Origin of the sequence: Streptomyces caelestis, assembly GCF_001279005.1 — a bacterium.
Classification (GTDB): Bacteria; Actinomycetota; Actinomycetes; order Streptomycetales; family Streptomycetaceae; genus Streptomyces; species Streptomyces heliomycini.
In genome coordinates, this window is record NZ_LGCN01000220.1 from 18,152 (window position 1) to 41,062 (window position 22,911).

The 22,911-nt window shown below is 70.4% G+C and carries 20 protein-coding genes; 2 read left to right on the forward strand and 18 right to left on the reverse strand.

All coding sequences use genetic code 11. The features are described 5' to 3' along the window. Nucleotides 1-72 precede the first annotated feature (72 nt). Nucleotides 73-798, reverse strand: coding sequence for a ScbR family autoregulator-binding transcription factor (locus tag ADK41_RS26735; protein WP_030834783.1), 726 nt, complete (start codon nt 796-798; stop codon nt 73-75). A 528-nt stretch (nt 799-1,326) separates the two neighbouring features. Here ADK41_RS26735 and ADK41_RS26740 point away from each other — a divergent pair. Together ADK41_RS26740 and ADK41_RS39855 are read left to right on the forward strand one after the other, a co-directional pair. Next, nucleotides 1,327-2,115 (forward strand): HAD family hydrolase, encoded by a 789-nt coding sequence (locus ADK41_RS26740; protein ID WP_030834788.1) that lies wholly within the window; start codon nt 1,327-1,329, stop codon nt 2,113-2,115. Nucleotides 2,116-2,295: 180 nt separating this feature from the next. Next, a complete protein-coding gene (locus ADK41_RS39855; protein WP_234319075.1) occupies nt 2,296-2,745 on the forward strand; it encodes a helix-turn-helix domain-containing protein in 450 nt (149 codons plus the stop codon). Here the strand turns inward: ADK41_RS39855 and ADK41_RS26750 are convergent. The 17 genes from ADK41_RS26750 to ADK41_RS26835 all read right to left on the reverse strand — a co-directional run bounded on the left by ADK41_RS26750 (nt 2,642) and on the right by ADK41_RS26835 (nt 22,877). Further along, on the reverse strand, nt 2,642-3,871 hold the full coding sequence (locus ADK41_RS26750) for a pyridoxal phosphate-dependent decarboxylase family protein (RefSeq protein WP_158717717.1): 1,230 nt from the start codon (nt 3,869-3,871) through the stop codon (nt 2,642-2,644). The two genes, ADK41_RS39855 and ADK41_RS26750, sit on opposite strands and share 104 nt — an antisense overlap. 512 nt (nt 3,872-4,383) lie before the next feature. Next, entirely contained in the window at nt 4,384-5,070 is a 687-nt protein-coding gene (locus ADK41_RS26755; protein WP_030834795.1) for a M24 family metallopeptidase, read from the reverse strand. A gap of 21 nt (nt 5,071-5,091) precedes the next feature. Continuing rightward, nucleotides 5,092-6,303 (reverse strand): NAD(P)/FAD-dependent oxidoreductase, encoded by a 1,212-nt coding sequence (locus ADK41_RS26760; protein WP_037805192.1) that lies wholly within the window; start codon nt 6,301-6,303, stop codon nt 5,092-5,094. Next, the gene (locus ADK41_RS26765; protein WP_030834801.1) at nt 6,300-7,709 is read right to left on the reverse strand and encodes an FAD-dependent oxidoreductase; all 1,410 of its coding nucleotides are present in this window, start codon (nt 7,707-7,709) and stop codon (nt 6,300-6,302) included. The genes ADK41_RS26760 and ADK41_RS26765 overlap by 4 nt, the downstream gene beginning before the upstream one ends. Nucleotides 7,710-7,713: 4 nt before the next feature. After that, nucleotides 7,714-9,792 (reverse strand): molybdopterin oxidoreductase family protein, encoded by a 2,079-nt coding sequence (locus tag ADK41_RS26770; RefSeq protein WP_030834804.1) that lies wholly within the window; start codon nt 9,790-9,792, stop codon nt 7,714-7,716. After that, nucleotides 9,785-11,161 carry an MFS transporter gene (locus tag ADK41_RS26775; RefSeq protein WP_030834806.1) on the reverse strand — a complete coding sequence of 459 codons (1,377 nt, stop codon included), beginning with the start codon at nt 11,159-11,161 and terminating at the stop codon, nt 9,785-9,787. Before ADK41_RS26775 ends, ADK41_RS26770 begins: the two co-directional genes overlap by 8 nt. Nucleotides 11,162-11,278: 117 nt before the next feature. After that, a complete protein-coding gene (gene ssuE / locus ADK41_RS26780; RefSeq protein ID WP_030834809.1) occupies nt 11,279-11,812 on the reverse strand; it encodes an NADPH-dependent FMN reductase in 534 nt (177 codons plus the stop codon). Between the two features lie 81 nt (nt 11,813-11,893). Next, the gene (locus tag ADK41_RS26785; protein WP_030834813.1) at nt 11,894-12,754 is read right to left on the reverse strand and encodes a PAS domain-containing protein; all 861 of its coding nucleotides are present in this window, start codon (nt 12,752-12,754) and stop codon (nt 11,894-11,896) included. 11 nt (nt 12,755-12,765) lie between these two features. Continuing rightward, nucleotides 12,766-13,497 carry a thioesterase II family protein gene (locus ADK41_RS26790; RefSeq protein WP_030834816.1) on the reverse strand — a complete coding sequence of 244 codons (732 nt, stop codon included), beginning with the start codon at nt 13,495-13,497 and terminating at the stop codon, nt 12,766-12,768. Between the two features lie 38 nt (nt 13,498-13,535). Continuing rightward, nucleotides 13,536-13,775, reverse strand: coding sequence for an acyl carrier protein (locus ADK41_RS26795; RefSeq protein ID WP_030834819.1), 240 nt, complete (start codon nt 13,773-13,775; stop codon nt 13,536-13,538). Beyond that, a complete protein-coding gene (locus ADK41_RS26800; RefSeq protein WP_030834822.1) occupies nt 13,775-14,347 on the reverse strand; it encodes a hypothetical protein in 573 nt (190 codons plus the stop codon). Before ADK41_RS26800 ends, ADK41_RS26795 begins: the two co-directional genes overlap by 1 nt. Before the next feature lie 296 nt (nt 14,348-14,643). Continuing rightward, nucleotides 14,644-15,858 carry an acyl-CoA dehydrogenase family protein gene (locus tag ADK41_RS26805; RefSeq protein ID WP_078662163.1) on the reverse strand — a complete coding sequence of 405 codons (1,215 nt, stop codon included), beginning with the start codon at nt 15,856-15,858 and terminating at the stop codon, nt 14,644-14,646. Further along, complete coding sequence (locus ADK41_RS26810) at nt 15,855-17,528, reverse strand: amino acid adenylation domain-containing protein (RefSeq protein ID WP_051843536.1); 1,674 nt, start codon at nt 17,526-17,528, stop codon at nt 15,855-15,857. Before ADK41_RS26810 ends, ADK41_RS26805 begins: the two co-directional genes overlap by 4 nt. Continuing rightward, nucleotides 17,525-18,586 carry a 2,3-diaminopropionate biosynthesis protein SbnB gene (gene sbnB, locus ADK41_RS26815; protein WP_030834831.1) on the reverse strand — a complete coding sequence of 354 codons (1,062 nt, stop codon included), beginning with the start codon at nt 18,584-18,586 and terminating at the stop codon, nt 17,525-17,527. Before sbnB ends, ADK41_RS26810 begins: the two co-directional genes overlap by 4 nt. Continuing rightward, nucleotides 18,583-19,554 carry a 2,3-diaminopropionate biosynthesis protein SbnA gene (sbnA, locus tag ADK41_RS26820; RefSeq protein WP_030834834.1) on the reverse strand — a complete coding sequence of 324 codons (972 nt, stop codon included), beginning with the start codon at nt 19,552-19,554 and terminating at the stop codon, nt 18,583-18,585. The genes sbnB and sbnA overlap by 4 nt, the downstream gene beginning before the upstream one ends. 576 nt (nt 19,555-20,130) lie before the next feature. Beyond that, complete coding sequence (locus ADK41_RS26825; protein ID WP_158717718.1) at nt 20,131-20,883, reverse strand: AfsR/SARP family transcriptional regulator; 753 nt, start codon at nt 20,881-20,883, stop codon at nt 20,131-20,133. 785 nt (nt 20,884-21,668) lie between these two features. Beyond that, nucleotides 21,669-22,877, reverse strand: a complete 1,209-nt coding sequence (locus tag ADK41_RS26835; protein WP_051843540.1) for an MFS transporter — start codon at nt 22,875-22,877, stop codon at nt 21,669-21,671. Nucleotides 22,878-22,911: the final 34 nt, after the last annotated feature.

Genomic DNA, 22,911 nt, shown 5'->3' on the forward strand with positions numbered 1-22,911 from the left:
CGGGCGGCCCAGCACTTCGTCGGGCCCCGGTCACCGGCCGCACCGGCGGCGCCGGCCACCGTACGGTTCGGGTCAATGTTCTGCGGACCGGGCGGTCAGCCTGTCTCTGGCCGTGCGCGCCGACAGGCGCGGTTCGGACGCGGGCGCATTGCCGCCGGAGGGGCGCGTGACGGCTGTCGGCCGCGCCGGGATCCGACAGGATCGCGGATCCCGTTGAAGCGAGGGCAAGATCAACTGCCACCAGTCGGGGAGGCGGCCGGTAAGGGCATGAGGGCCCTCCAGCGCCTCCGTGAGCGTGCAGAATCCGAAGAAGGCCCGGACCAGGGTGCGGGCGGCGGCGGCCGGGTGGACATCAGCGGCCAGCTGGCCCCTGGCCCGGGCCTGGGCGAGCAGACGTGTGGCTGCGGTCGTCCAGAGAACGAAGGGGTCGGGAAGATCCACGTTGATGGTGTGGCGCTCAGCCCACAAACGGGCACCCGCGCGCGTCAGGGGGTCTTCGGCAAGGGCGCGGGCGATCTCGTGGCTCAGTGCGACGAGGCGCTCCAGCGGCGGCACGCTCTGGTCGCCGTACCGCGTGACGAGGCTCGGCCAGGCCGCGAAGCCGTCCTGGACGACAGCCAAGGCGATGCCTTCCTTGCTGGCGTAGTGGAAGTAGACGGATCCGCTGGTTCGGCCGGACCGGGCGCTTATGTCGTTGACGCTCGTGCCCGCGTAACCCTGCTGGGCGAAGAGGCAGGCGGCTGCCTCCAGGAGTGATCTGCGGGTTGCTCTGGCCCGTTCCTGCAAGATCTCGTGCACCTCAGTTCGGCTCCGTAGTGAACGACCCAGAATGTAGTGCGCCCGCGTACGCCTGGAGCAATGAACCGTCAGCCTCGCGCGATGATTGCGCATTTCTTTCGAATCTGAACACCCACGAGTGGAAATTGGCTTCCCAGGTGCCGCTCCTGGTTCGCCGGCCGAATCCCTCGACGCATGGCGACGTGTGATTCCCCGCCGTGCACATATGCCGCAACTCGCTTCCGACAGAGCATTAATGACATCTCGTCAGAAATCTCAGGACGGTTGGCCGCGGTGACCGCCTACACCTTGATCGCCTGGCGGTCGAGTACTCGAAGTGGTGATTGCATCGCTTTTCCGGGCCTAAATATCGTAGTCGTCACAATGTTTTCTCTTTGCGGCTGATGCCCTGAAATACGAGCCGTCCTGCCGGCCGAACCGTCGGCGGAACGCCGGCTTTCCCGCGGCCCGTCATCGAGGACCGCACCACCTCACCCCGCGGTCCCACGACTCGCGTGACCGCCCCGCCCTCTCCCCCAGGAGGCCACCGTGACGCCGACGCTCCAAGCCCTGTCGAACTGGTCGCCCGAGGCCATCGTCTTCGACTGCGACGGCACGCTGATGGACACAGAACGTCATTGGCAGGATGCGCGTAACCGCGCCTTCCGTGAGTTCGGTCTGCTGCCCCCGCCGGGCTTCGCCGAACGCGCCAAGGGCGTGCACTACGTCGACTGCGGCCGCCTGATGGCCGAGGAGACGAACAAGCCCGAACTGGCCGCGGGCCTGACCGCGGCGCTGCTCGGACACTTCCTGTCCCTTGTGGCGGAGGACCCGCTGACGATGCCGGGCGCCTGCGAGATCGTACGTCTCCTCTCCGGGCGGCTGCCGCTGGCCGTGGCCAGCAACTGCCCGCTCGAGGTGGTGGAGGAGAGTCTCGGCCGCGCCGGACTGCGCCGCCACTTCCGCCACGTCGTCGTGCCCACGGTGCCGCCGGGGGAGCCCGCCGCACCGAAGCCGGTGAAGGGCGGCGAGCGCTCGAAGGCGGTGAGGCCCAAGCCGTGGCCCGACGTGTACACCACGGCGGCAGGTCTGTGCGGAGTCCTCCCGGAAGCCGCGCTGGCGGTCGAGGACTCCCTCACGGGGATCGAGTCGGCGTGGCGTGCCGGCCTGCGGGTGCTCGGCGTGGGCCCGCTGCCGGACGGCGGGAACACCGGGCATGCCGATGCCTGGGTCATGGCTCTGGATCGCCGGGAGGTGCTGGAGTGGGTGCGGGGCTGGCGGCGCACCTCGCCATCGGACGCCGGACAGGACGACGAACGCGACGAACCGTTCCCGTGAACCGAGTCGGAGACGCGTCGTCGGTTCGGTGCGAGTCGTCCGGGTCCGGGGATTCCGCCGTCGTCGGTGACCGGTGCCCGTAGGGCCGTGCCGGAGGGCCGGGTGCGTCGTCGCTCGACGATCCAGGCGCCGGCCTTGTGGTCGCGGATCGTGCTGGAGTGCGCCGAGGGGCACTCGATCATGGAGGTGTCACGGCGGCTGGGCGCCTCCGCTGACACGGTCCGCACCCGGCGGCGGCGCTTCCTGGAACGCGGCATGGACGGCCTGTGTGACGAGCCGCCGCCCGGTGCCCCACGGAAGATCACCGATGCGGACGTCGAGCGGGTCGTCGTCAAGACGCTGGAGGAGAAACCGAAGAACGCCACCCACTGGTCGGCCAGGCCCGCCGGCGACCACGGGCACGTCCCGGTCCGCGATCTCGCGGATCCGGCGGGCGTTCGCCCTGGCCCCGCACCGGACGCAGACGTCTGCGCTGTCCACGGACCCGTCGTCCGGCGGCGCCCGGCCATCGACCGGGAGACCGCCGCTACAAGGCGTCCAGCACCTGCCGCACCACTGTGCGGGGGTCTGCGTGCGGATTGGCGGCTACCGACCGCAGCCAGCGCTGTCCGTCGATGTCCGCCGTGCTGACCCAGGCAGCATCCAACCGGCCGTGCACTGCTTCGGTGTCGCGGTCAGCCGGCCGCCAGTTTACGACTCCGGTGCGCGGAGGCCGCCACAGGGTGAGACGGGGTTCGGCGGCGACCAGAGCCGCGAGGGAGTCCGCGGTGGCCAGACAGGCGTCGATGCGCTCGGTGATTCCACGGGCGCCCCAGGCGAGCAGCGTGACAGCGAGGGGAAGAACCGAGGCTCCTCTGGAACCCAGCAGTCCGACGTTCGGCGCAGCCAGGTACCCCCCGCCGAAACTGATCACTCGATGTGCCTCGGCGGCTCTGGCGAAGAGCACCATGGCGCTGCCCTTGGGCTGGAAGAACCACTTGTGCAGTGAGATGCCGACCGAGTCGGCCAGGTCCATCCCTTCCAGCACCTCGGCACGCGAGGAGAAACGCAGTGCCCCGGCCCATGCGGCGTCCACGTGACGCCAGGCCGCGCCCCGGCCGGCGGTCAGCGCGTCCACTGCGCCGGTGGCGACCGTCCCGGCGGTCAGCACCAGCACGCTGCGCGACAGGTCGTCGGGGAGCAAGTCCTCGCGCAGCCTCTGCCGATCGTCGACGGGCACCTGGAGACAGTCCATGCCCAGGACACGGGCGGCCTTGGCGACACTCAGATGCGCAGCCGAGGAGGCGATCACCTGCGTCGCACCCGTCAGTTCCCTGGCCGCCCACAGCGCGGTGAGGTTGGCGATGGTGGAGCCCGGTACGAAGTGGCCCCCGTCCATGCCGTATGCGGAGGCCATCCACCGCATCACCCGCTCCTCCAGCGCACGCGCCGCGGGAGCGGTGTCCGGGTGCAGGAGATTCTGGTTGGTCGCCGCTGCCCACATCGCGGCCGCCCAGGCGTGCCACGGCGTGGGAGGGTCCATGTGGGCGAAGAAGCCCGGATGGTCGAGGCGGCTGGCCTTCTCGAACGCCATGGACGACAGCGCGTCGAGCGCGGCGTCTCCGCCGATGCCGTCCTGGGGCAGTTCATCCGGCAGCGCGGCTGTCGTATCCGGGGCGACGTGCGGTACTCCCGGATTCCGCAGCTCGCGCAGCAGTGTGTGCACCGCGCGGATCAGTCCCGATTCGTCCGGAAGGAAATCACTGTCGAAATTCATGGTCACTGAACGCTTTCGTCCTGTGGTTCGCGGGTGAGGGCGGCCGGCGGTCGGGGTCCGTGACGCGGCGGGGCTCCTGGCCGCCGCGGCCGGTGTCCTCACTCGCCGACGTCTCGGCACAGCAGCCCTGTCGGTCCCGTATCGTGCCACGCCCGAAGGTGCGAGCCGAGCTCGCGCGGGTGCGCCTGCGCGAGCACGAGACGCCGGCCCGGGTCGCGGCAGGGGCTCGGCGTCCCCACCGCCGGCCGATACGTGAACGAGACGGCCGGACTCCTCGCCGAGTGTGCTCCGAGCCCGCATGGGGCGCTGCGCGGGTGCCCGCGGTCGTCGTGAACGACGCTCCGCGCGCCGTCGGGAGCATCCCCGCGGGCGCGGGGGCAGTGTGCCGGGAAGAGGCGCTCGATGCCGTCGACGCACCGGTCGGCGAAGACCTCCCGTCGATGCGGTCCGGTAGCGCGCGACGGGTGCGGGGGCCGGGGTCCTCCTCCGCGTGAGCGGCGCCCGCCGCCCCTTCACAAGTCCAGGAGATCCTCGTAGAACCCGCCGAAGCCGCCGCGTCGATCGATCAGGTGGATCTCCAGGATCCAGTGGCAGACCCGGCCCGAGCTGTCCCGTCGGCGCAGCGGCAGGTCGTTGCCGGGCGTGATGTACGAGTGGACGAGCGCGTCCTTGAGACGCTCGTGCGGGAATTCCCCCACCAGGTGCCCGGCGTGCCAGCCGCCCAGCTCCCACCCGGAATCCCGGGCCAGCCGATCGATCTCCGCGTACAGACGCGCCGCCGTCAGCTCCGGATGGCTGTCGAAGAAGCGCCTGCCCTCGGCGAACAGACCGGGGAGGGCATCGCGGAGCCGCAGCCGGGCGGCGTCGTCGCCGAGTACGTACGTGCGCCCGAAGTCGGCTTCCCACTGTTCGAAGATCGGCCCGAAGTCCACGAAGGCGATGTCGTCGGCGCCGATCACCCGGTCGGGCGGATTGTCCTCGTACGGCCTGAGGGTGTTCGCCCCGCACCGCACGATCCGCTTGTGCCAGTACCGGGTGGTGCCGAACAGGTCGTGCGCCAGGTCCCGGACCTCGTCGCTGACGGTGCGCTCCCGCTTGCCGGGCGCGATCAGTCCTCGGGCGCTCACCTCGGTGAACAGTTCGACGGCCTGTGCCCGGGCTTCCAGCAGGCGTGTCGTACGGACGGACTCGTCGAGCATGGGTGTCCTCACAGGTTTCGGCTAGAACGACGGATCGGGGAACAGCACGCGCTCCAGGTCGGCGGCCGGCGGCCGGCCGACCCGGGCCGCCAGGTCGGCCCGGGAGCCCGTCTCCCCCGCGAGGATGCCACCGAGCAGGACTCCCGTGTCCCGGCACAGGAAGACTTTGGCATAGCGGGAGACGCTTTCCCGAAAGGTCATCTCAACGGCGCCGTCCTCGCCCGACGTACTCCCGAACGTCGCCACATGGACGCCGAGCAGTTTCAGTTCGGTGGAAGTGTCCATGGCGCCGAGCGGCTCGTCGGGACGGCCTGTCAGCTGACGGGCGACGCTCCGCGCCATCCGGTATCCCGGCGCGACCAGGCCATGACAGCGTCCCCGTACGGCCGCGCACTCCCCGACGGCCCAGACGCGGTCGTCCGAGGTCCGGCAGAGTGCGTCCGTGAGGTACCCGCCGCGGTCACCGAGCCGCAGGGCCGGGGTGACCGGCAGGTCGTCCCGGGGGCGCACCCCGGCTGCGAAGACGACCAGGTCGGCGTCGAGGACGGTGCCGTCGCCGAGGGTGACGGACCGTACCGCGCCGTGCGCCCCGGCGTTCACTGCCGTGACCGTGGTACCGCAGTGCAGGCGCAGGCCCAGGCGATCGGCCCCGTGCCGCAGGACGTGTGCGGCCTCCGTGTCGAGCTGGGCCGGCATCAGATGGGGTGCCGCCTCCACGAGATGGGGCCGCATTCCCAGCAACTGCAGTCCCTGCGCCGCCTCCAGCCCCAGCAGACCGCCGCCGACGACGACCGCGGGCCGTCCCGGCCGGACCGCGGCACGCAACGCATCGGTGTCCTCCAGCGTCCGCTGGACGAAGCAGTTGCCGTGTTCCCGGCCCGGCACGGGCGGGACGAACGGACGCGAACCGGTGGCCAGCACCAATGCGTCGTACGGGAGCACGTCGCCGTCGGCCGTCCGCACCGTGCGTGCCCGCCGATCGACATGAACAGCCGTCGTCGCGGAGCGCACTTCGATCCGTGGATCCGCCAGGAACTCGTGCGCGACGAGGCTGAGCTCCGCCCGACTGCGGCCTCCGAGGTAGGCGGACAGCCGCACACGGTCGTAGGCCGGCTCCCGTTCCTCGCCCAGCACGACCACCCGCCACCGGCGATCCCGGTCCAGCTCGCGGAGTGTGTCCACGAGCCGATGACCGACCATCCCGTGCCCGATCACGACCAGGGTGGCTGTCATGGTGTCGGCTCCAGTTCCCGTCCGACGGCGTCCGCCCAGCCCGCGCAGAGCCTTTCCACCCGCTCGGTGCAACCGCCGCAGCCTGTGGTGGCACGGGTGACCCGAACCAGAGCGGGAACGGTCCGAGCGCCGAGTTCCCAGGCGTCGGCGAGCTGTCGCCGGGAGACCTGGTTGCACAGACACACGAGGGAGTCCGCCCGGCCGTCGTCCTCGGCCGGAGGGAGGTGCGACCGGATACCGAGAAGGAGGCTCAGCCGGTCGGAGGGGACGGGCAGGCCGCGCCGGTGCAGATGGCTGACAGCGGCGATCGCCTCCGGCAGGCCGAGCAGCACGGCGGCGGCGATCCGGTCGCCGTCCAGCGCCAGCCGCGCGTGGCGCCGGCCCGCCGGGTCGAGCAGGCCGACGGTCCGGATGCCGCTCCGCCGGAAGGCGGCGAGCGGCCCGACGCACGCGACGTCCACGGCATGAGTGCGCAGGCGCAGAACGGCGGGAGTGGGCCGGTGCGCCGCCTCACGGCCCGTCAGCACCGCGGCCAGGGTGTCGGCTTGCGCGAGCGCGGACTCATGGCCCGCCACAGTGCGCCCCGCGTGCTCGGCACAGTCCCCGATGGCGTGGACGCGGCTGTCACTGGTGCGCAGCGCGTCGTCCACGACGATCCCGTGGTGCACCCTGATGCCGGCCGCGCGGGCGAGCCGGACCTCGGGTTCCACGCCGGTGCACAGCACCAGGCTGTCGGCCGCCGTCTCGGTGCCGTCGTCGAGCAGCAGGCGGCCCGGCTCGCGGCGTACGGCCCTGCGCCCGCCGAGGACCTCGACCCCGGCCTCCTGCAGCCGTGCGGTCAGCAGTGCCGCGCCGGTGCCGCCGAGGCGTTCGTGCAGCGGGTGGGGGCCGGAGCAGACCAGAGTGGTCGCGGTGCCCCGCAGGGCCAGCGCGCTCGCCGTCTCCACGCCGAGTGGTCCGCCTCCGAGGACCGTCACGGCTGTGCCCTGTATGCGGTCGCAGTCGGTGACCTCGCGCAGTGTGGTGACGCCCGGCGCGAGCCGCCCTGTCCGGTCGCTCGCCCCGGGGAGCGGGGGGATCACCGGGCGGGCGCCGCAGGCGAGCACGAGGACGTCGTAGGGGTGCGCGGTGACGGTGTCGCCTTGCCGGGCGTGCACCACGCGGCGGGCGGTGTCGACGGCGGTCGCGACGGCTCCGGTCAGCACACGGGCGCCGTGCTCGGGTTCCGGGCGGAGCATGCCGGCCTCGAGCCGGCCCTGCAGCACGGTGGTCAGTAACGGACGGTGCTGGACGGGGTGGTGCTCCGCGGACAGCACGGTCACGGTTCCGTCGTGCCCGTGGCGCCGCAGCCCGCGCAGCAGTCGATGGGTGGCCGGACCATGGCCGATGACGAGGATGTGGCTCACGGCGTCACTCCAGGAGAGGGTCGAGCCGGACGGCGCTGACCTTGAATTCGGGCATGCCGCTACGGGGGTCCAGAGCGGGGTTGGTGAAGAGGTTGGCCCGGCCGTCCCCGCCGAAGTGGAAGGGGACGAACACGGTGTCCGGTCGCAGCGTGGGGTCGAGCCGGACGCGGGCGGTCATGCCGCCCCGGGCCGAGGTCACCCGTGCCAGGGCTCCCTCGGCCAGGCCGTGACGGGCCGCCGTGTCCGGGTGGACCTCCACGAACGCTTCGGAGGCGACTGCGGCGAGTTCGGTCACACGGCGGGTCTGCGCGCCTGACTGGTAGTGGGAGAGGATCCGGCCGGTGGTGGCGTGCACGGGGTACTCCGCGTCGGTCGCCTCGGCGGGTCCGTCGTGCTCGACGTCGGCGAAGCGCGCGCGTCCGTCGGGGTGGGCGAATCCGTCGAGGAACAGGCGGGGGGTGCCCGGGTGAGGGGTGTCGGTGTCCGGGCACGGCCAGTACAGGGCCTCACCCGCGTCCAGCCGGTCGTAGGTGATGCCTGAGTAGTCCGCACGTCCGCCCCTGGAAGCGGCGCGCAGTTCCTCGAAGACCTCGCGGGGCTCCGTCGGATAGCGCTCGGCCGGCTCACCGAGCCGTACGGCGATGCCGTGCAGGATCTCCAGGTCGCTGCGGGCCGACCGCGGAGGGCTGAGCAGGGCACGTCGGCGCAGTACCCTGCCCTCCAGATTGGTCAGGGTGCCCTCCTCCTCCGCCCACTGGGTGACCGGCAGGACGACATCGGCTGCCTGCGCCGTCTCCGAGGGGACGAAGTCGGCCACCACCAGCAGGTCGAGCGAGGCGAGACGCGCCGCGATCCGCGCCGCGTGCGGGGCGGAGACCATCGGGTTGGAGCCCAGGACGAGCAGCGCGTGGGGCCCGTGCTCCTCGCCGAGCGCGTCGAGCAGTTCGTACGCCCGCAGTCCGGGGCCGGGCAGTCGGTCAGGTGGCACCCCCCAGACACCGGCGACGTGGGCGCGGTCCGCGGGGTCGGTCAGCGAACGGTAGCCGGGCAGCTGGTCGGTCTTCTGTCCGTGCTCGCGTCCGCCCTGCCCGTTGCCCTGGCCGGTGAGACAGCCGTAGCCGCCGCCCGGTGTACCCGGCAGACCGAGGGCCAGCGCGAGGTTGATGAACGCTGCCGCAGTCGCCGTGCCCTGCCGGTGCTGCTCGACGCCGCGGCCGGTCAGGATGTAGCTGTCACGGCTTTCGGCGAGCAGACGGACCGCCGTGCGCTGGGCGTGCGCGGAGACGCCGGTGACCTCCTCGGTACGCTCGGGCCACCACGCGGCGGCGCGGGTCGCGATCGTCTCGAACCCGCGGGTGCGCTGGTCGACGTACGTCTTGTCGACCAGCCCGTCGGTGATGGCCAGGTGCAGCAGTCCCAGCGCGAGGGCCAGGTCGGTGCCGGGCGCGGGCTGCAGATGCAGCGCGGCACGGCGGGCGGTGGCGCTGTGGCGCGGGTCCACGACGATCAGCCGGGCCCTGTCGAGGTGCTGCATCAGAGGGGGCATGGTCTCGGCGACGTTGGCCCCGGCCAGCAGCACGGTCCGAGCCCGCGCGAGGTCGGTGACGGGGAAGGGCAGGCCCCGGTCCACGCCGAAGGCGTCGTTGCCGGCCGCAGCGGCGGACGACATGCAGAAGCGGCCGTTGTAGTCGATGTTGCTCGTCCCCAGGGCCAGCCTGGCGAACTTGCCGAGCATGTAGGCCTTCTCGTTGGTCAGGCCGCCCCCGCCGAAGACGGCCGACGCGTCCGGGCCGTACCGGGCCCGGACACGGTCCAGGCCATCGGCGACGGTGTCCAGAGCGCTGTCCCACGAAGAGGTCAGGAGCCTGCCGTCACGACTCCGCACGAGAGGAGTCGTCAGTCGATCGGGGGCGGTGAGGACCTCGTGCGCGGTCCAGCCCTTCTGACAGAGCCGACCGCGGTTGACCGGGAAGTCGGCGGGCTCGACCGTCACGGCCGCGCCACCACGGCCGGTGATCCGGGTGCCGCACTGCAGAGCGCAGTACGGGCAGTGCGTGCGCGTCACGGCGAGGGCGTCAGGCACGGCTGGCCTCCCGTATCCCGTCCGGTGCGGTCGAGGCCCGGGGGACCTCCCGGCGGAGGTAGACGAACCGGATGATCAGGACGCACACGCCGTAGTAGGCGAGGAAGGACAGGAAGGCGGGTGTTCCGGAGCCGGAACCGTCCGCGTAGGAGACGGTGAAGGCGACGTTGATGGCCGCGCCGCCCAGGGCTCCCACGGCGCCCGCGACGGCGATGGCCGCGCCGGACAGCCGGCGGGCCCGTGCGAAGGCCTGAGCGGCGTCGGCACCACCGGTCACGGCGACCTCCGCGCGTCGGGCGAAGGCGCCGGGAATCATCTTGTAGGTGGAGCCGTTGCCCAGACCGCCGAGGACGAAGAGCGCGGTGAATCCGCCGACGAACAGACCGAAGGAACCGGTGAGGGAGGCGACCACGAGCAGCGTGGTTCCGGTGGCCATGCCGAGGAAGTTCCAGAGGGTCACGCGCGCCCCGCCCAGCCGGTCGGCCAGCCGGCCGCCCAGCGGCCGGGAGAGGGAACCGAGGAGCGGGCCGAGGAAGGTGTACCCCATCGCCTGCACGGGTGAGGTGCCGAACTCGTACTGAAGCACCAGTCCGAAGGCGAAGCCGAACCCGATGAACGAACCGAAGGTGCCGATGTAGAGCAGGGAGATCCACCAGGTGTCCGAGCACCGGGCGGCCTCGCGCTGAACCTTGGGAGCCGTGCGGACGGCGTCCACATTGTCCATCAACCGTGCTGCCAGGACTGCGACGACGACGATGAGCGGCAGGTAGACGGCCGCGACGTACTCCGGATGGCCGTACCCGGTGGTGTGGATCACCGCGAGGCCGATCAGTTGTACCGCCGCGACCCCGAGATTGCCGCCTCCGGCGTTGAGTCCCAGGGCCCAGCCCTGGTGCCGTTGCGGGAAGAAGGCGGTGATGTTCGTCATGGACGAGGCGAAGGTGCCGCCGCCCACCCCGCCGAGGGCGCCGATGAGCAGGAACACCCACAGCGGCGTGCCGGGCTGTCGCACGAAGTACAGGGCGAGCCCGGCGGGGACGAGCAGGATCAGCGTGGCGAACACGGTCCAGTCACGCCCGCCGAAACGGGTGACCGCGTAGCTGTAGGGCAGCCTCAGCAGGGCTCCGGCGATCGTGGGAGTGGCCACCAGCAGGAACTTCTCGCCGGGCGCGAACACCAGCCCGGTTTCGGGGGTCATGAAGAGCACGAGGACGGACCACAGGGTCCACACCGAGAAGCCGATGTGCTCGCTGAGGACGGACAGGGTGAGATTGCGGTGGGCCACGCGACGGCCGCCCCGGCGCCAGGCGTCCTCGTCCTCGGGGTCCCAGCCGGTGAGCCATGTGCGCTGTGAGTTTTTCTCAACCATGGTGTGGATACTCCGGACCGCGCCTGTGGGTCCGGCGCGGACATGGGGCTGCGGTGGAGGCGGGACGACGGTGTCCGAGCGCGGTGACGGTGGTTCGGGTGCGGCTGGGCGGTGTGGTCAGACGCGCGAGACCAGGGCCTTGCGGAACTGCTCGATGACGCCGTCCAGCAGGCCGGCGCTCTCGGGCCGGATGTCCAGGCCTCCGTCGAGCCGGGTCAGGTGCGTGTCGAGCAGGAAGAAGCTCTGTACGACGTGCCGGGCGCCGAGCGAGTGGGCCACCGGGCGCAGGGCGTAGTCCAGTACCAGCACGTGCGCGGTGCTGCCGCCGGTGGCCAGCGGAAGGACGACCTTGTGCGTGAAGCCGTGCTGGGGCAGCAGGTCGAGGAACGTCTTCAGCAGCCCGGAGAAGCTCGCCTTGTAGGTCGGCGTGGCCAGCACGATGCCGTCGGCCAGGGCGACCTGCTCCAGGGCCGCGACGATCCGCGGGTCCGTGGTGTCCGCCCTGAGCAGCGGTTCCGCCGGGAGGTCGCGGACTTTCAGATGCCCGGCGTGCCATTCGTCCTCGGCCAGCCGCCGTGCTACGTAGTCACCGACGAGTTCGGTCCGGGAGGTCGGGGAAGGGCTCCCCGAGATCACCAGCACGTGGGACATGGTCACTCCCATGGAGAGGCGGGTTGACGTCGTCTGCGGTCCGGGAGGAGGCCCCGTACGGGGCCTCCTCCCGCCGCTGGTTCAGGACGGCCAGCCGAAAGCGCTGACGGTGTCACGGGCGCGCTGCGGCTCGGGGTCGTTGAAGACGAAGCAGCGCGTGTTGGAGACGCTGCCGCCGGCCGCCTGTGCCGTGGAGAAGATCAGCACCGGCTTCGGGGCGCCGTCCCGGGTGACGAAGTTGGCCCGGAAGTTGATGATCGGCGAGTCCTCGTCCCAGCGGGAGAGGAAGTCGTCCAGCAGACCCTGGTCTTCGTAGATCCTGCGGATGTGCTGGCCGACGTACTCCGTCGGCTGCCCGCTGTACTCGACCAGGGCGACGTCGGCCGGGTTGGCGTGCATGACCTGGCCGTTGACGCCGATCAGGTGGATGGCCACCGGCGCGACCTCGTAGAACTCGCGCAGCACCGACTCGTGTTCCTTGGTCGGGGCCAGGACCGGGTTGCTCCGTTCGTCGACCGCGCGGATCCAGGCGGCGGCGTCGGAGGTGGGATCCTGGTCGCTGGTGCTGGGGATCGGCAGCCGCTCGCCGAGTTCCGGCCGGCTGACCCAGTGGATCCTGGTGTCGTCACCTGCGCCGGCGACCACGGCGTTCACCGCGGAGGCGCGCTCCTGCGTGCCGTCGGCGCTGAGGTAGGTGACCCGGACGTTCTCGATGCGGCCGTTCCCCTCCAGGTCCGCCAGCAGCTCAGGGAGCGCGCCCCCGCCCGCGGCCCGGATCCGGCCGCCGAGGTGGTCGGCCTCTCCGTGCATGAGGACGGACTGCGCCTTGTTGTGCAGCAGGACGGCGCCGAAGCGGTCGGTGATCGTGATGCCGACGGAGCTGTTGCCGACCACGTCGATCAGCTGCTCGATGGTGGGTGCGTTGGGGTGCTCGACTGTCATGTCCGGCTCCTTCATGTGGGTGGCGAAGCGGGTAGGGGGGTGCGGCGGCCGTCCGCCAGGTCGGTGAGGACCGTGGCGACGGCAGCCCGGTGGGAGAGGTAGTAGTCGTGTCCGCCGGGAAAGGTGAACGTCCCCAGGAGCGGGTGGGTGGTGAAGGAGGCCCATGGGGCCATGTCGGCGGGCCGGGCGAAGGGATCGTCCGTCCCGCAGAACAGTGCGATCGGGGTGTGGACCGGTCGGTGAGTGACACGGTGTTCCCGGCGCATCCGCGCGTCCCGTGCCAGCCATGTACCGCCCGGGTCGTCCTCCTGGCCGGTGGTGCGCCGCAGTGCCGCGAACGCCGCGGCCACGGCGGTGCGTGGGGTGTGGCCGGGCTCCCGGGCGCCGGAGACGGACAGGCTGCGGACGGCGTACCGGGGATGGGCCTCGAGCCGGATGACCAGTTCGTAGGCGGACAGCGCGCCGAGGCTGTGTCCGAAGAGATGCAGTCGCCGTCCGTGCGGCAGCAGTGCGGTGATGTCGTCCAGCCAGCGATCGACGGCGGCCGTCACGGATCCGGGTTCCTCCTGGCCGGCCAGCCGGCCGCGTCCGGGCATTTCGCAGTGGAGGGCGGGCAGGATGTCCGGCAGGTACTCCCCCAGGGAGAGGTAGGGCGACTCGACACTTCCCGCGGGCGGAAGGAAAAGTACGGCATCGGTCGTTCCCTGAAGATTGCCCTGTATCACGACGGCCCGTTCTCGCACCAGGTCACCTCCTCGCATCACGGTATGACTGTTCTCGCCTATACGGAGAGGAAGTTTTTTTCGATGTCCTTGAGAGTGCGGAAGGCGCTCAGGTCGACGGACGTGAATTCCATCATCTCGCCGCGCAGTTCTTCGATGTGCAGGACGAGTTCCACGAATTGCAGAGAATCCACGATCCGTGACTCGAAGATGTCGGTCTCCGGATCCACGTCGTCCTCGGTGAGTTCGGGATTCCGGCGGAGGATCCAAGCGCGTACGTCCTGCCAGGTGGCCGTCATCACAGGCTCTCCGAGCCGGCCAGATGCGTGACGAAGGCGTTGAACGCCGCGACCCGGTCGGCCACCTCCGAGATGAGCGCCAGGTCCGAGGGACTGATCGGGCCACGCCGGTGCCCCTCGCCGCGCAGCGCGATCAGATGCCCCCCGTGCACCCCCCGGTAGGTCATGGGCAGGGCCACGGCCGACTCCGCCTGCCACTGGCGCAACCGCGTCAGATGCCCCGGGTCGGTCTGCTTCGCCAGGCCTTCGTGGGCGCTGATCACGATCTTCTCGGCGTCGTTCTCGGAGAGAAGGCCGCGCACTCCCTCCAGGGCCGTGGAGTACCCGGTCGGCGACTGGACGATGAGCTGGGAGTGGGTGGCCAGGGCGCCCAGGGAGACGGCGGAGGCGAAGAACGGGACGCAGGCCTTGGCCACCGCCGGCACGACCTCCTTGAGCTGAGGGGTCTGCTGCACGGTGGCACTGATGTGGGCGAGGAATCCGAGAGATTCCTCGGCGGCTTTGCGGCCCGCGATGTACCGAAGTGCGGTGTTCAAGTTCTCGGTCGAGTTCTTCCGGTCGTTCTCAGGCATGAATATCCCTCGGTGACGGAGGCGCTGGAGTGGTCGCAGTGCGGGACTTCGGAAAAGTATCCGTACAGTCGTCGGCGGCGGGAGGCGCCGGCCGCACCGACTTTCCGCGATTCGACACTAGCAACGGAATTCGCACACCGCAACACTTTCCCCCTTCTCCGCATTATCATCGGAAATGGGGTCGATAAAGAAGCGCGCGTATGCACGGAAACGGTCCGGCCGGTATTCCGTGACGGAATTGCGTGAACCGTGGGGTGACGGGTGCGCCGCAGTGGGCCGGTGGCGGCCCACCGGGGTCAGGCGAAGCGGACGTCCGGATCGAGCAGGCACAACTGCCCGTCGGCGAGGTGCAGTCGGTCGTTGCTGTAGTTGAGCGCGGCGGACCGCAGGTCCCGCAGGCTCTTCTCCAGCCGGGTCGGCGAGTCCTGCAGGTAGCCGTGGCGCAGACCCACGGCGTCCACCAACTCGTCGACGGCCCGGTAGCACTCCTCGGAGGCGGTGATCTTCAGGCTGTTCAGCAGGAGCTGACTGCTCGCGTCGGACAGGTCGGCGCCGCTCGCCACCAAGGCCTCGGTACGGCGGAGCAGGGCGTGGACGGTGTCGAGCCGCTGCCTCACCCGGGAGAGCCGGGTCATCAGGAGTTCCGAGCTCAGGTCGAAGCGTTTGCGGCCGGCCGGGTCGCGCAGCAGGCGCAGGACCCGGGACAGGGCTCCGGACGCGGTGCCCAGCCACACCGCTGACCAGCCGATGTGGGCGAGCGGCCCGAACACGGACTGCGCGATCCGGTGGAAGGCACCGTGCTCACCGATCACCTGGTGTGCGGGGATGGATCCGGTGAGCGTCAGGGGCAGGCTGTGGCTGGCGCGCATCCCCATCGGGCACCACTCTCCGGTGCCCTCGATCCGCAGCTGACGCCGGTGGGCGTAGACGAGGGAGACGTGGTGGTCGGCGGTCGCGTGCGGGCTGCGCATGGTGATGAGGAACCCGTCCGCCACGGCGCCGCCCGTCACGATCGGCGCGACCCGGTCGACCATCAGGGTGTCGTCGCCCTCCCGCAAGGGCGCGTACGAGCGGAACAGATGACCGCCCTTGCCCGGTTCGGTGGTCACCGAGGCCAGGTAGAGGTCGCCGGCGGAGAGCTGGGCGAGCAGTTCCTCACGCAGTGGCGAGGCGGCATACCGGACGATCGCCTCGGACTGTTGGCAGTGCATCGCGAAGATCATCCCGACGGACATGTCGACCCGGCCCAGGGCCATACTGGCGTCCACGAAGTCGGTGAGGGTGCCCGAGCAGCCTCCGTGTTCGGCTGGTACGAGCAGCCCGAGCAGCCCGGTGCGGCGCATCTGCGCGAGAGCCTGCTCGGGGAAGACGGCGTCGCGGTCGGTGACCTTCAGGTGCTCCTCGGCCACCCGGGCCACGGAGGCGACGCGCTCGGCGAGACCCGTCGCTGCCCCTTCCTGGGCCGGTGCGGACGTCTGCGGTGGTGTGGTCTTCGCCGAAGTGGTCGTCACGATGCCTCATTCCGGTGGACGGCGGACGTGTGCAGTGACCGGTGGTCGATCTTTCCGTTGTGGGTCAGGGGCAGTGCGTCCCACTCCCGCCAGCGCCTGGGCACCATCGCGGCCGGCAGCTGCGCGCTCAGCGCCTCCTGCAGTGCTGCCGCGGAGACCGGGGCGCGTACGCTGTAGTGGGCGACCAGTTCACCGTGCTCGCCCTCGCCGGAGACGACGACCGCGCACTGCTCCACGGCCGGGTGCCGGCTCAGCACCACCTCGATCTCGCCCAGTTCCATCCGGACACCGGCCACCTTCACCTGGCGGTCGCTGCGGCCGAGGTAGTACACGACACCGCCGTCGACGCGGGCCAGGTCGCCCGTCCGGTACAGACGTCCGGTGGCGGAGGCGGAGTCGAAGGGGTCGCGGAAGAAGGCTCGGTCCGTGGTGTCGGGATCGTTGAGGTAGCCCAGGCCCACGCCTGTGCCGCCGACGAACAACTCACCGCTCTCGCCCGGTTCCGCCGCCCGCCACCGGCCGCTCCCGGTCTCCTCGACCAGGAGGTACAGCACGGTGTTGGCGACGGGGGCGCCGACGGGCAGCCGGTCGCCGGTCAGGTCGGCGGCCGTCACGACGTGATGGGTCACGTCGTCCGAACACTCCGTGGGACCGTAGGCGTTGACTACGGACACATGCGGCAGGACTCCCAGAGCACGTTCGGCGACCGCCGGATACAGTTCCTCCCCGGTGGACAGCAGCCAGCGCAGTGAGGGCAGTGCCCTCTCCTCGCCGACGCGGCTCAGGTGGTCGGCGAGCCAGCCGATGACGGTGGGGACGAGTTCCACGACGGTGACGGCCGCGGTGCCGAGGACGTTGACGAGCCAGCGGGGCAGGCGCATGGCGTCGTCGCCCACCACGACCAGGCGTCCGCCGACCAGCAGCGGGCACAGCATCTGCCAGACGGAGATGTCGAAGACCAGCGGAGCGGTGAACGCGACCGCGTCGTCCGGGCCCAGGTCCAGGTCGATCGCCTTGGCCCACAGGTGGTTGAGCATGCCCTGGTGCTCGACCGTGGCTCCCTTGGGCCGGCCGGTGGTGCCGGAGGTGAAGATCGTGTACCGGACTTCGTGGGAGCGGTCGCCGCTGCGGCTCGGCGGTGTGGCGGCCCGGGTGTCCGACTCGGGCAGGAGCAGGACGTCGGTCTTCCCGGTCACGGCGGCCGCCCGCGCGGCATGCGCGGTGCCGCCGCTGTAGTCCACCAGCAGCCTGGCTCCGCTGCGGCCGAGCACGTCCCGGACACGGACTTCGGGCCAGTTCTGGTCGATCGGCAGATACGAGGCGCCCAGTGCCTCCAGTGCGAGGAAGACGACCGGGGTGTGGACGCTGCGGCTTCCGACGGTGGCCACGACGTCGCCGGGTCGCACCCCTGCGACGCTCAGCGCGTCCCGCGTCACCGCGACGCGGTCGAGTAACTCCCGGTAGCTCACGGTTCGGTCGCCGTCGACGACGGCCGGACGGTCGGGGCCGCGTTCGGCGTGACCGATGACGTGGTCCAGCAGCGCGGTCCCGGTGTCGAGTGCACGGGTATGGCGCAGGGCGTGCTTCCGTGCTCGCTCAACGGTGCCGGGCGCCAGGGGAAGTTCGGCCCGCACCGGGGCCGGGGGCGTGTGCGGGGGGAGGGAGGTCATCGCCGGCCCCCTTTCGAACGCGGGGCGCTGTGCCGGTCGAGGTCGTGGAAGAACCCGTCGACCGGCCTCAGCAGGCCGCCCTCCTGGGCGCGGGCGTGCACATGCTCCCCGACCGTCAGATCCAGAACGCCGAGCCCGAAGGGCGAGAAGACCACCGTGCGGTCGGCCGGCGCCTTCAGCGCCCCGGTGAGTACGTCGTACAGGGTGCCGTCCAGGAAGTCCCGTCCGCCGGTGCGCTGCTCGGCGAGGTGGACCGACGTGTCCGCCTTGAGGACGTGCTCGACGTCGTCCACCACGTTGAAGCTGTCCAGGATGACGTCCGTGCCCAGGTCGCGCAGCGACACGTGCAGTACCAGCGGGTGGTGGGCGAACCAGGACGGATCGAGCAGGTGCGGTGTGGATGCGGTGGTCGCGCAGACGACGACGTCGCTGGAGCGGACCAGTTCCTCCGCGGAGTCCAGTACATGGACCGGCGAGCCGTCCCCGGTGGTGCGCAGGTGGTCGGCGAACCCGTGTGCGTACTCGGTGGACAGGTCGTGGACGGCGTACTCGCGTGGGGCCCGGCCCAGTGCGGCCAGGTAGGAATGCACATGCCGCGCGATGAGCCCGGTCCCGAGGTAGCCGACGCGCCCGGGCGCAGGACGGTTCTCGCCGAGGGCGCGGGCCGCGACAGCGGCGGAGGCGGCCGTCCGCACGGCACTGATGATCGAACTTTCCAGACAGGCGTACGGGTAGCCGGTGGCGGGGTCGTTGAGGATCAGGACGGCGGAGGCGCGAGGAATGCCGTGGTCGAGGTTGGAAGGGAAGCTGGAGATCCATTTGATGCCGTCGACCGGCCGGCCGCCGCCGACCGATGCGGGCAGGGCGATGATGCGGGCCGTGGGCCGGTCGGGGAACCTGAGGAAGTACGACGGAGGGTTGATCGTGTGCCCCTCCCCGTGCAGGCGGTAGGCGGCCTCGACGAGGTCGGTGATCTCCGTCTGCCGTCCGTCGAGCACCTCGTGCACGGTGCTTCCCGGCACCACGCAGAAGGGGGGGACTTCGGTCTGCTCGCTCACGATGTCTCCAGGATCTTGTTCAGGTCGTCCTGCCCGTAGTAACGGCCGACCCAGGTGTCGTTGTAGATGGTGTTGAGGTAGCGCTCCCCCAGGTCGGGCGCTATGGCCACAGCGGTGCGCGTGGCGCCCCCGTGGTGTGCGAACCACTGCGCGGCGGCAGTGACCACCGTTCCGGAGGAGCCTCCGAGGAGAAGTCCACGGGCGGCGAGCCTGCGGCAGGTGTGGATGGTGTCCACCTCGTGGACGCGGATGACCTCGTCCACGAGAGCGGGGTCGATCAACGGCATGGGCGCACTGGCGCCGAGCCCCGGGATGTGCCGCGGCCCGGGGGCGCCGGCGAAGCTCACCGAGCCCACACTGTCGACGGCGATGATGCGGATCTCCGGCCGGTGCTCGCGGAAGTAGCGAGCGCAGCCCATCAGGGTTCCCCCGGTGCCTGTTCCGACGAAGAGGGTGTCGAGATCGGGGAAGTCCTTGGCGAGGAGGGCCGCGGTGTTCTCGTAGTGGGCGATCCAGTTGGCCGGGTTCTCGTACTGGTTGAGCCAGACGTGATGCGGGTTGCGTGCGCAACTGCTGCGCACGTACGCCTTGCGGGCGGCGAGGTAGCTGCCGGACGCGTCAGGTTCGTCCACGACGACGACCTCGGCCCCGAAAGCCCGAATCAGCGCCGTGGTGACCGGGTTGCAGTGCGGGTCGGTGACGCAGACGAACTTCATCCCCTTGGCGGCCGCGATCACGGCGAGCGCCACACCGAGGTTCCCGGAGGAGGACTCGATCAGGACCGAGTCCGGCCCGATCAGCCCGTCGCGCTGGGCCGCCTCGACCATCCGGACGGCGGGCTGGATCTTGATGGAACCCGCGAAGTTGAACCCCTCGCACTTGAGATGCAGCGGAAGCCCGAGACTGGCCCGCAGGTCGATGTACACATCGCCGTCGAGGAGTTCGTGCGCTGCAGAGATGACGGTCATGAATGGTCTTCACTTCCGTTCACCGACACGGTCCGGTGACGGGCCGCGCCGAGGGTGGGAACCGACCGGGCGGACGGCGCAGGGCGCCGGCAGCGCTCCCTCGGTGATCGTCTCCGAGTCGTGGGCGCGAGGTCCGGAGCCACGGGTGTCGGCCGGGCCGGGAGTTCCGGCGCCGAGCCGGTGGGACGTACTCTCCAGGCAGCCATAGGCATCCCTTCGAACAGGCGGGGCTCGGTCGGCAGAGACGGGGCACGCGCTCGCCGCGGCCGTGAGGATGCGGGGCGGTCGGGCACGGTTCCCTGCCTCTGGCATCACACTGGCACCGGTGTGTCGAGAGCTACGACAAGAAACACTCAAGAGCCAGGTGACACGTGGCACGGGCATGGCCGAAGCGCACCCCGTCGGCCCGGCCCCGACCGGTCGCTCCATCGCGTCCGTGACCGTGAGGACGCTCGTCGGAGCGAGGTACTCGCCCCTCCCCCACCGAACCGCGACCCGTTCCCGGCGGTCGATACCGGCGTAGCCGCACCGGTGCCGGCTTCCGGGAAAGCGGAACTCACCACCGGTAATGGCCCCTTATTCCGAAGAGGCTCCGGTCGCACTGAGCGCGAGAGCCATGTGTGCGCTCTTGTGCGAGTTCAGTATTGTGCCCTGCAGTTGCTGCAACGGGTAACCCGGTTCAATTCCGATCTCGTCTATGAGACGGGCACGCAGGCGGACGAACACCTCGAGAGCCGCGGCGCGGCGCCCGTTGAGGGCCAAAGCACGCATGTACTGGGCATGCAGTCCCTCGTGATAGGGGTACTCGCTCGTCAGCGAGGCGAGGTCGGCGATCACCTGCTGGTGCAGGCCGGCCTCGATGCGAGCGTCGATCAGCACTTCGACCGCGTCCAGCCGGGACTCCTCCAGCATGAGCCTGCGCGCCTCCAGGACAGCCCCGGTGGGCACGTCCGTGAGGACACTGCCGCGCCACATGCCCAGCGCCTGTTCCAGTTCCCGGATGCCGGTGCGGCCGTCACCCTCGCCGAGGGCCTTGCGCCCCTGGTCGGCCAGCCGCATGAAGTCCAGCCAGTCCAGGTGCAGATCGGAGCTGTGCAGACGGTAGCCGTTCTCCTGGGTGACCAGCAGTTGTTCCGCGACGTCCTCGGCCTTGAGCCCGGTGATGCCGGCGAGCGCCTTGCGGATGTTGAGGACGTACGTCTGCAGGGTCCGCAGAGCGGTCACGGGCGGCTGCTCGGGCCACAACTCGCGGGTCAGCGCGGAGACGGGCACCACCTGGTCCGGGTGCATGGCGAGCATGGCGAGGACCGTCCGTATTTTGGGTGCCACACTTACCGGTTTCTGGGCGTCCCCGGCATGAAGGCGCATCGGACCCAGCAGTCCGATTCTGGCCCGGACCTGCTTCCGGGTGTCCATGGGCCCGACCGCGGCACCGTACATCTGACCTGCCGCACACATGCTGACGCGCATACCGACCCCTCCGGTCGTCAAGCGTTCGCCAGTCCTCATGCATATGCATGGGGACTACCACGCCAACATACGTACCGAAACCTCGGCGTAACCAGATGGAGATCAAGCCGCTTGGCTTTTTTCCCATCCGTTCCGAACCGGCCAGAAGAAGTGTGCGAGGCGCCTTCGTGACGGCATGAGAAAGCGATGGCTCCGCACTGCCGTGCGCTGTCCGGAGCCATCTGCGATTGTTTCTCGTCAACTCGCCCGAAAGGCCGGAGATCACATATCTCGCATAACAGGATGCCCGAGCGAGGCGATTTGCTTTTTCTTTACCTGTGCGTCCGGTCGGAGGTGACGCCGCAACAGAGAATTCCCATGCTCTTCATGTCGCTCACTCCCCGCCGTCACGTGAGTCGGGCTCTGTGTCCGGAAGGGCGGTGAGCGCGGCCACCTCACCCTGGCACAGCATCACGACGGCGTTGCAACTGCACTTGCAGTACTCGACCTCGCCGTTCGACGTCGAGTGGGCGGACAACAGGCGCCAGGTCGGCGTGCTGGTGGTGGACGTGCAGCCCCAGGCCAGCAGCGGGCACCTCTCCGCGGTCGGCGGGAGCGTCGTGTCACCGGTCCCTGTGCCCGATCGGAGAGGAGGTTCCGATTCCTCAGCGGAGACCGGGCTGGACGGGAGAGTGTTCGGCATCGGCTTCTTCTCCCTTCGGTACCGCACCGCCGGAGGACGGCACGGCGGGTTCGGGCAGGGTGTGGAACAGGAGCCAGGCGAGGAGGGGCATCAGGACGAGTGGCGCCAGGGCGGTCTGCAGCGACGTCCGGTCGGCGAGGGCTCCGATGACCGGACTGATCAGACCGCCGATGCTCACGGTGAGACCGAGGGTGATACCGCTGGCGGTGCCGACCCGAGAGGGCAGGTAGTCCTGACCGAGCGTGACCTGGAGCGAGAACGGAATGTACAGACCGGCGGAGGTCAGGATGACGAACAGGTAGAGGGCCGGGCCGGGGACGAAAACCAGACCGGCGATCGATCCGGCCGTCAGCAGGTACGACCAGCGCGAGACCCGGACCCGGTCCCAGCGGTTCGCCAGCGCACCGCCCAGCACGCTGCCCACCGCGCCGCCCAGGTACAGGAGGAACAGTGCGGCCGTGCCGGCGGCCTTGCTGCCGTTCATGCGCTCGGTGGCGTACAGGGAGACGAACGTGCTCAGGCCGATGAAGGCGATGGAGCGGCACACCACGGCCAGCGAGAGCCGCACGAAGGACGCCTTGTCGTCCTTCGCCCTCACGCTCGATGCGGCCGCTTCGGACAGGCGGGTCTCCAGCACGCGCAGCACGGGCAGGCACAGCGCGGCGCCGACCGCGGCCGGCAGCACGAGCAGCGGTGTGAGGCCCAGTCCGCCGACGGCGACCACGGCGGCGACCATGACCGGGGCCAGCGCGAAGCCCAGGTTGCCGCCCAGCGAGAACCATCCCATCGCACTGTGGCTGCCGTCGCCGGCGACCCTGGCCACCCGTGCGGACTCCGGGTGGTACGCGGCCACACCGACCCCGGACACCGCGACGACCGCCAGCGTCACCGCATAGGAGTCGCTCACCCCGCTCAGCGCGATGCCCACCCCTGCGAGCAGGGTGCTGACCGGCAGCAGCCAGGGCATCGCCCGGCGGTCGGTCAGCATGCCGAAGACCGGCTGGGCCACCGAGGACAGCAACGAGGCGGCGAGCACGATGCCTGAGGCGGCGGCATAGCTGTACGCGCGCTCGGCGACGAAGAAGGGCACGAGGGAGGCGACGGCGCCTTGGTAGACGTCGACGCAACCGTGCCCGACGGACAAGAGCGTGATCGAGAGTTTTCTTCGCACCTCGCTATCGTGGGCGGTGCCCTGTCTGTCGCGC

Excerpts from the sequence above, each read along its gene's own strand:
- ADK41_RS39855 (WP_234319075.1), top strand. The coding sequence starts at position 2,296 with ATGGAGGTGTCACGGCGGCTGGGCGCCTCCGCTGACACGGTCCGCACC.
- ADK41_RS26750 (WP_158717717.1), bottom strand. The coding sequence starts at position 3,871 with ATGAATTTCGACAGTGATTTCCTTCCGGACGAATCGGGACTGATCCGC.
- ADK41_RS26755 (WP_030834795.1), bottom strand. The coding sequence starts at position 5,070 with ATGCTCGACGAGTCCGTCCGTACGACACGCCTGCTGGAAGCCCGGGCA.
- ADK41_RS26760 (WP_037805192.1), bottom strand. The coding sequence starts at position 6,303 with ATGACAGCCACCCTGGTCGTGATCGGGCACGGGATGGTCGGTCATCGG.
- ADK41_RS26775 (WP_030834806.1), bottom strand. The coding sequence starts at position 11,161 with ATGGTTGAGAAAAACTCACAGCGCACATGGCTCACCGGCTGGGACCCC.
- ssuE (WP_030834809.1), bottom strand. The coding sequence starts at position 11,812 with ATGTCCCACGTGCTGGTGATCTCGGGGAGCCCTTCCCCGACCTCCCGG.
- ADK41_RS26785 (WP_030834813.1), bottom strand. The coding sequence starts at position 12,754 with ATGACAGTCGAGCACCCCAACGCACCCACCATCGAGCAGCTGATCGAC.
- ADK41_RS26795 (WP_030834819.1), bottom strand. The coding sequence starts at position 13,775 with ATGACGGCCACCTGGCAGGACGTACGCGCTTGGATCCTCCGCCGGAAT.
- ADK41_RS26800 (WP_030834822.1), bottom strand. The coding sequence starts at position 14,347 with ATGCCTGAGAACGACCGGAAGAACTCGACCGAGAACTTGAACACCGCA.
- ADK41_RS26810 (WP_051843536.1), bottom strand. The coding sequence starts at position 17,528 with ATGACCTCCCTCCCCCCGCACACGCCCCCGGCCCCGGTGCGGGCCGAA.
- sbnA (WP_030834834.1), bottom strand. The coding sequence starts at position 19,554 with ATGACCGTCATCTCTGCAGCGCACGAACTCCTCGACGGCGATGTGTAC.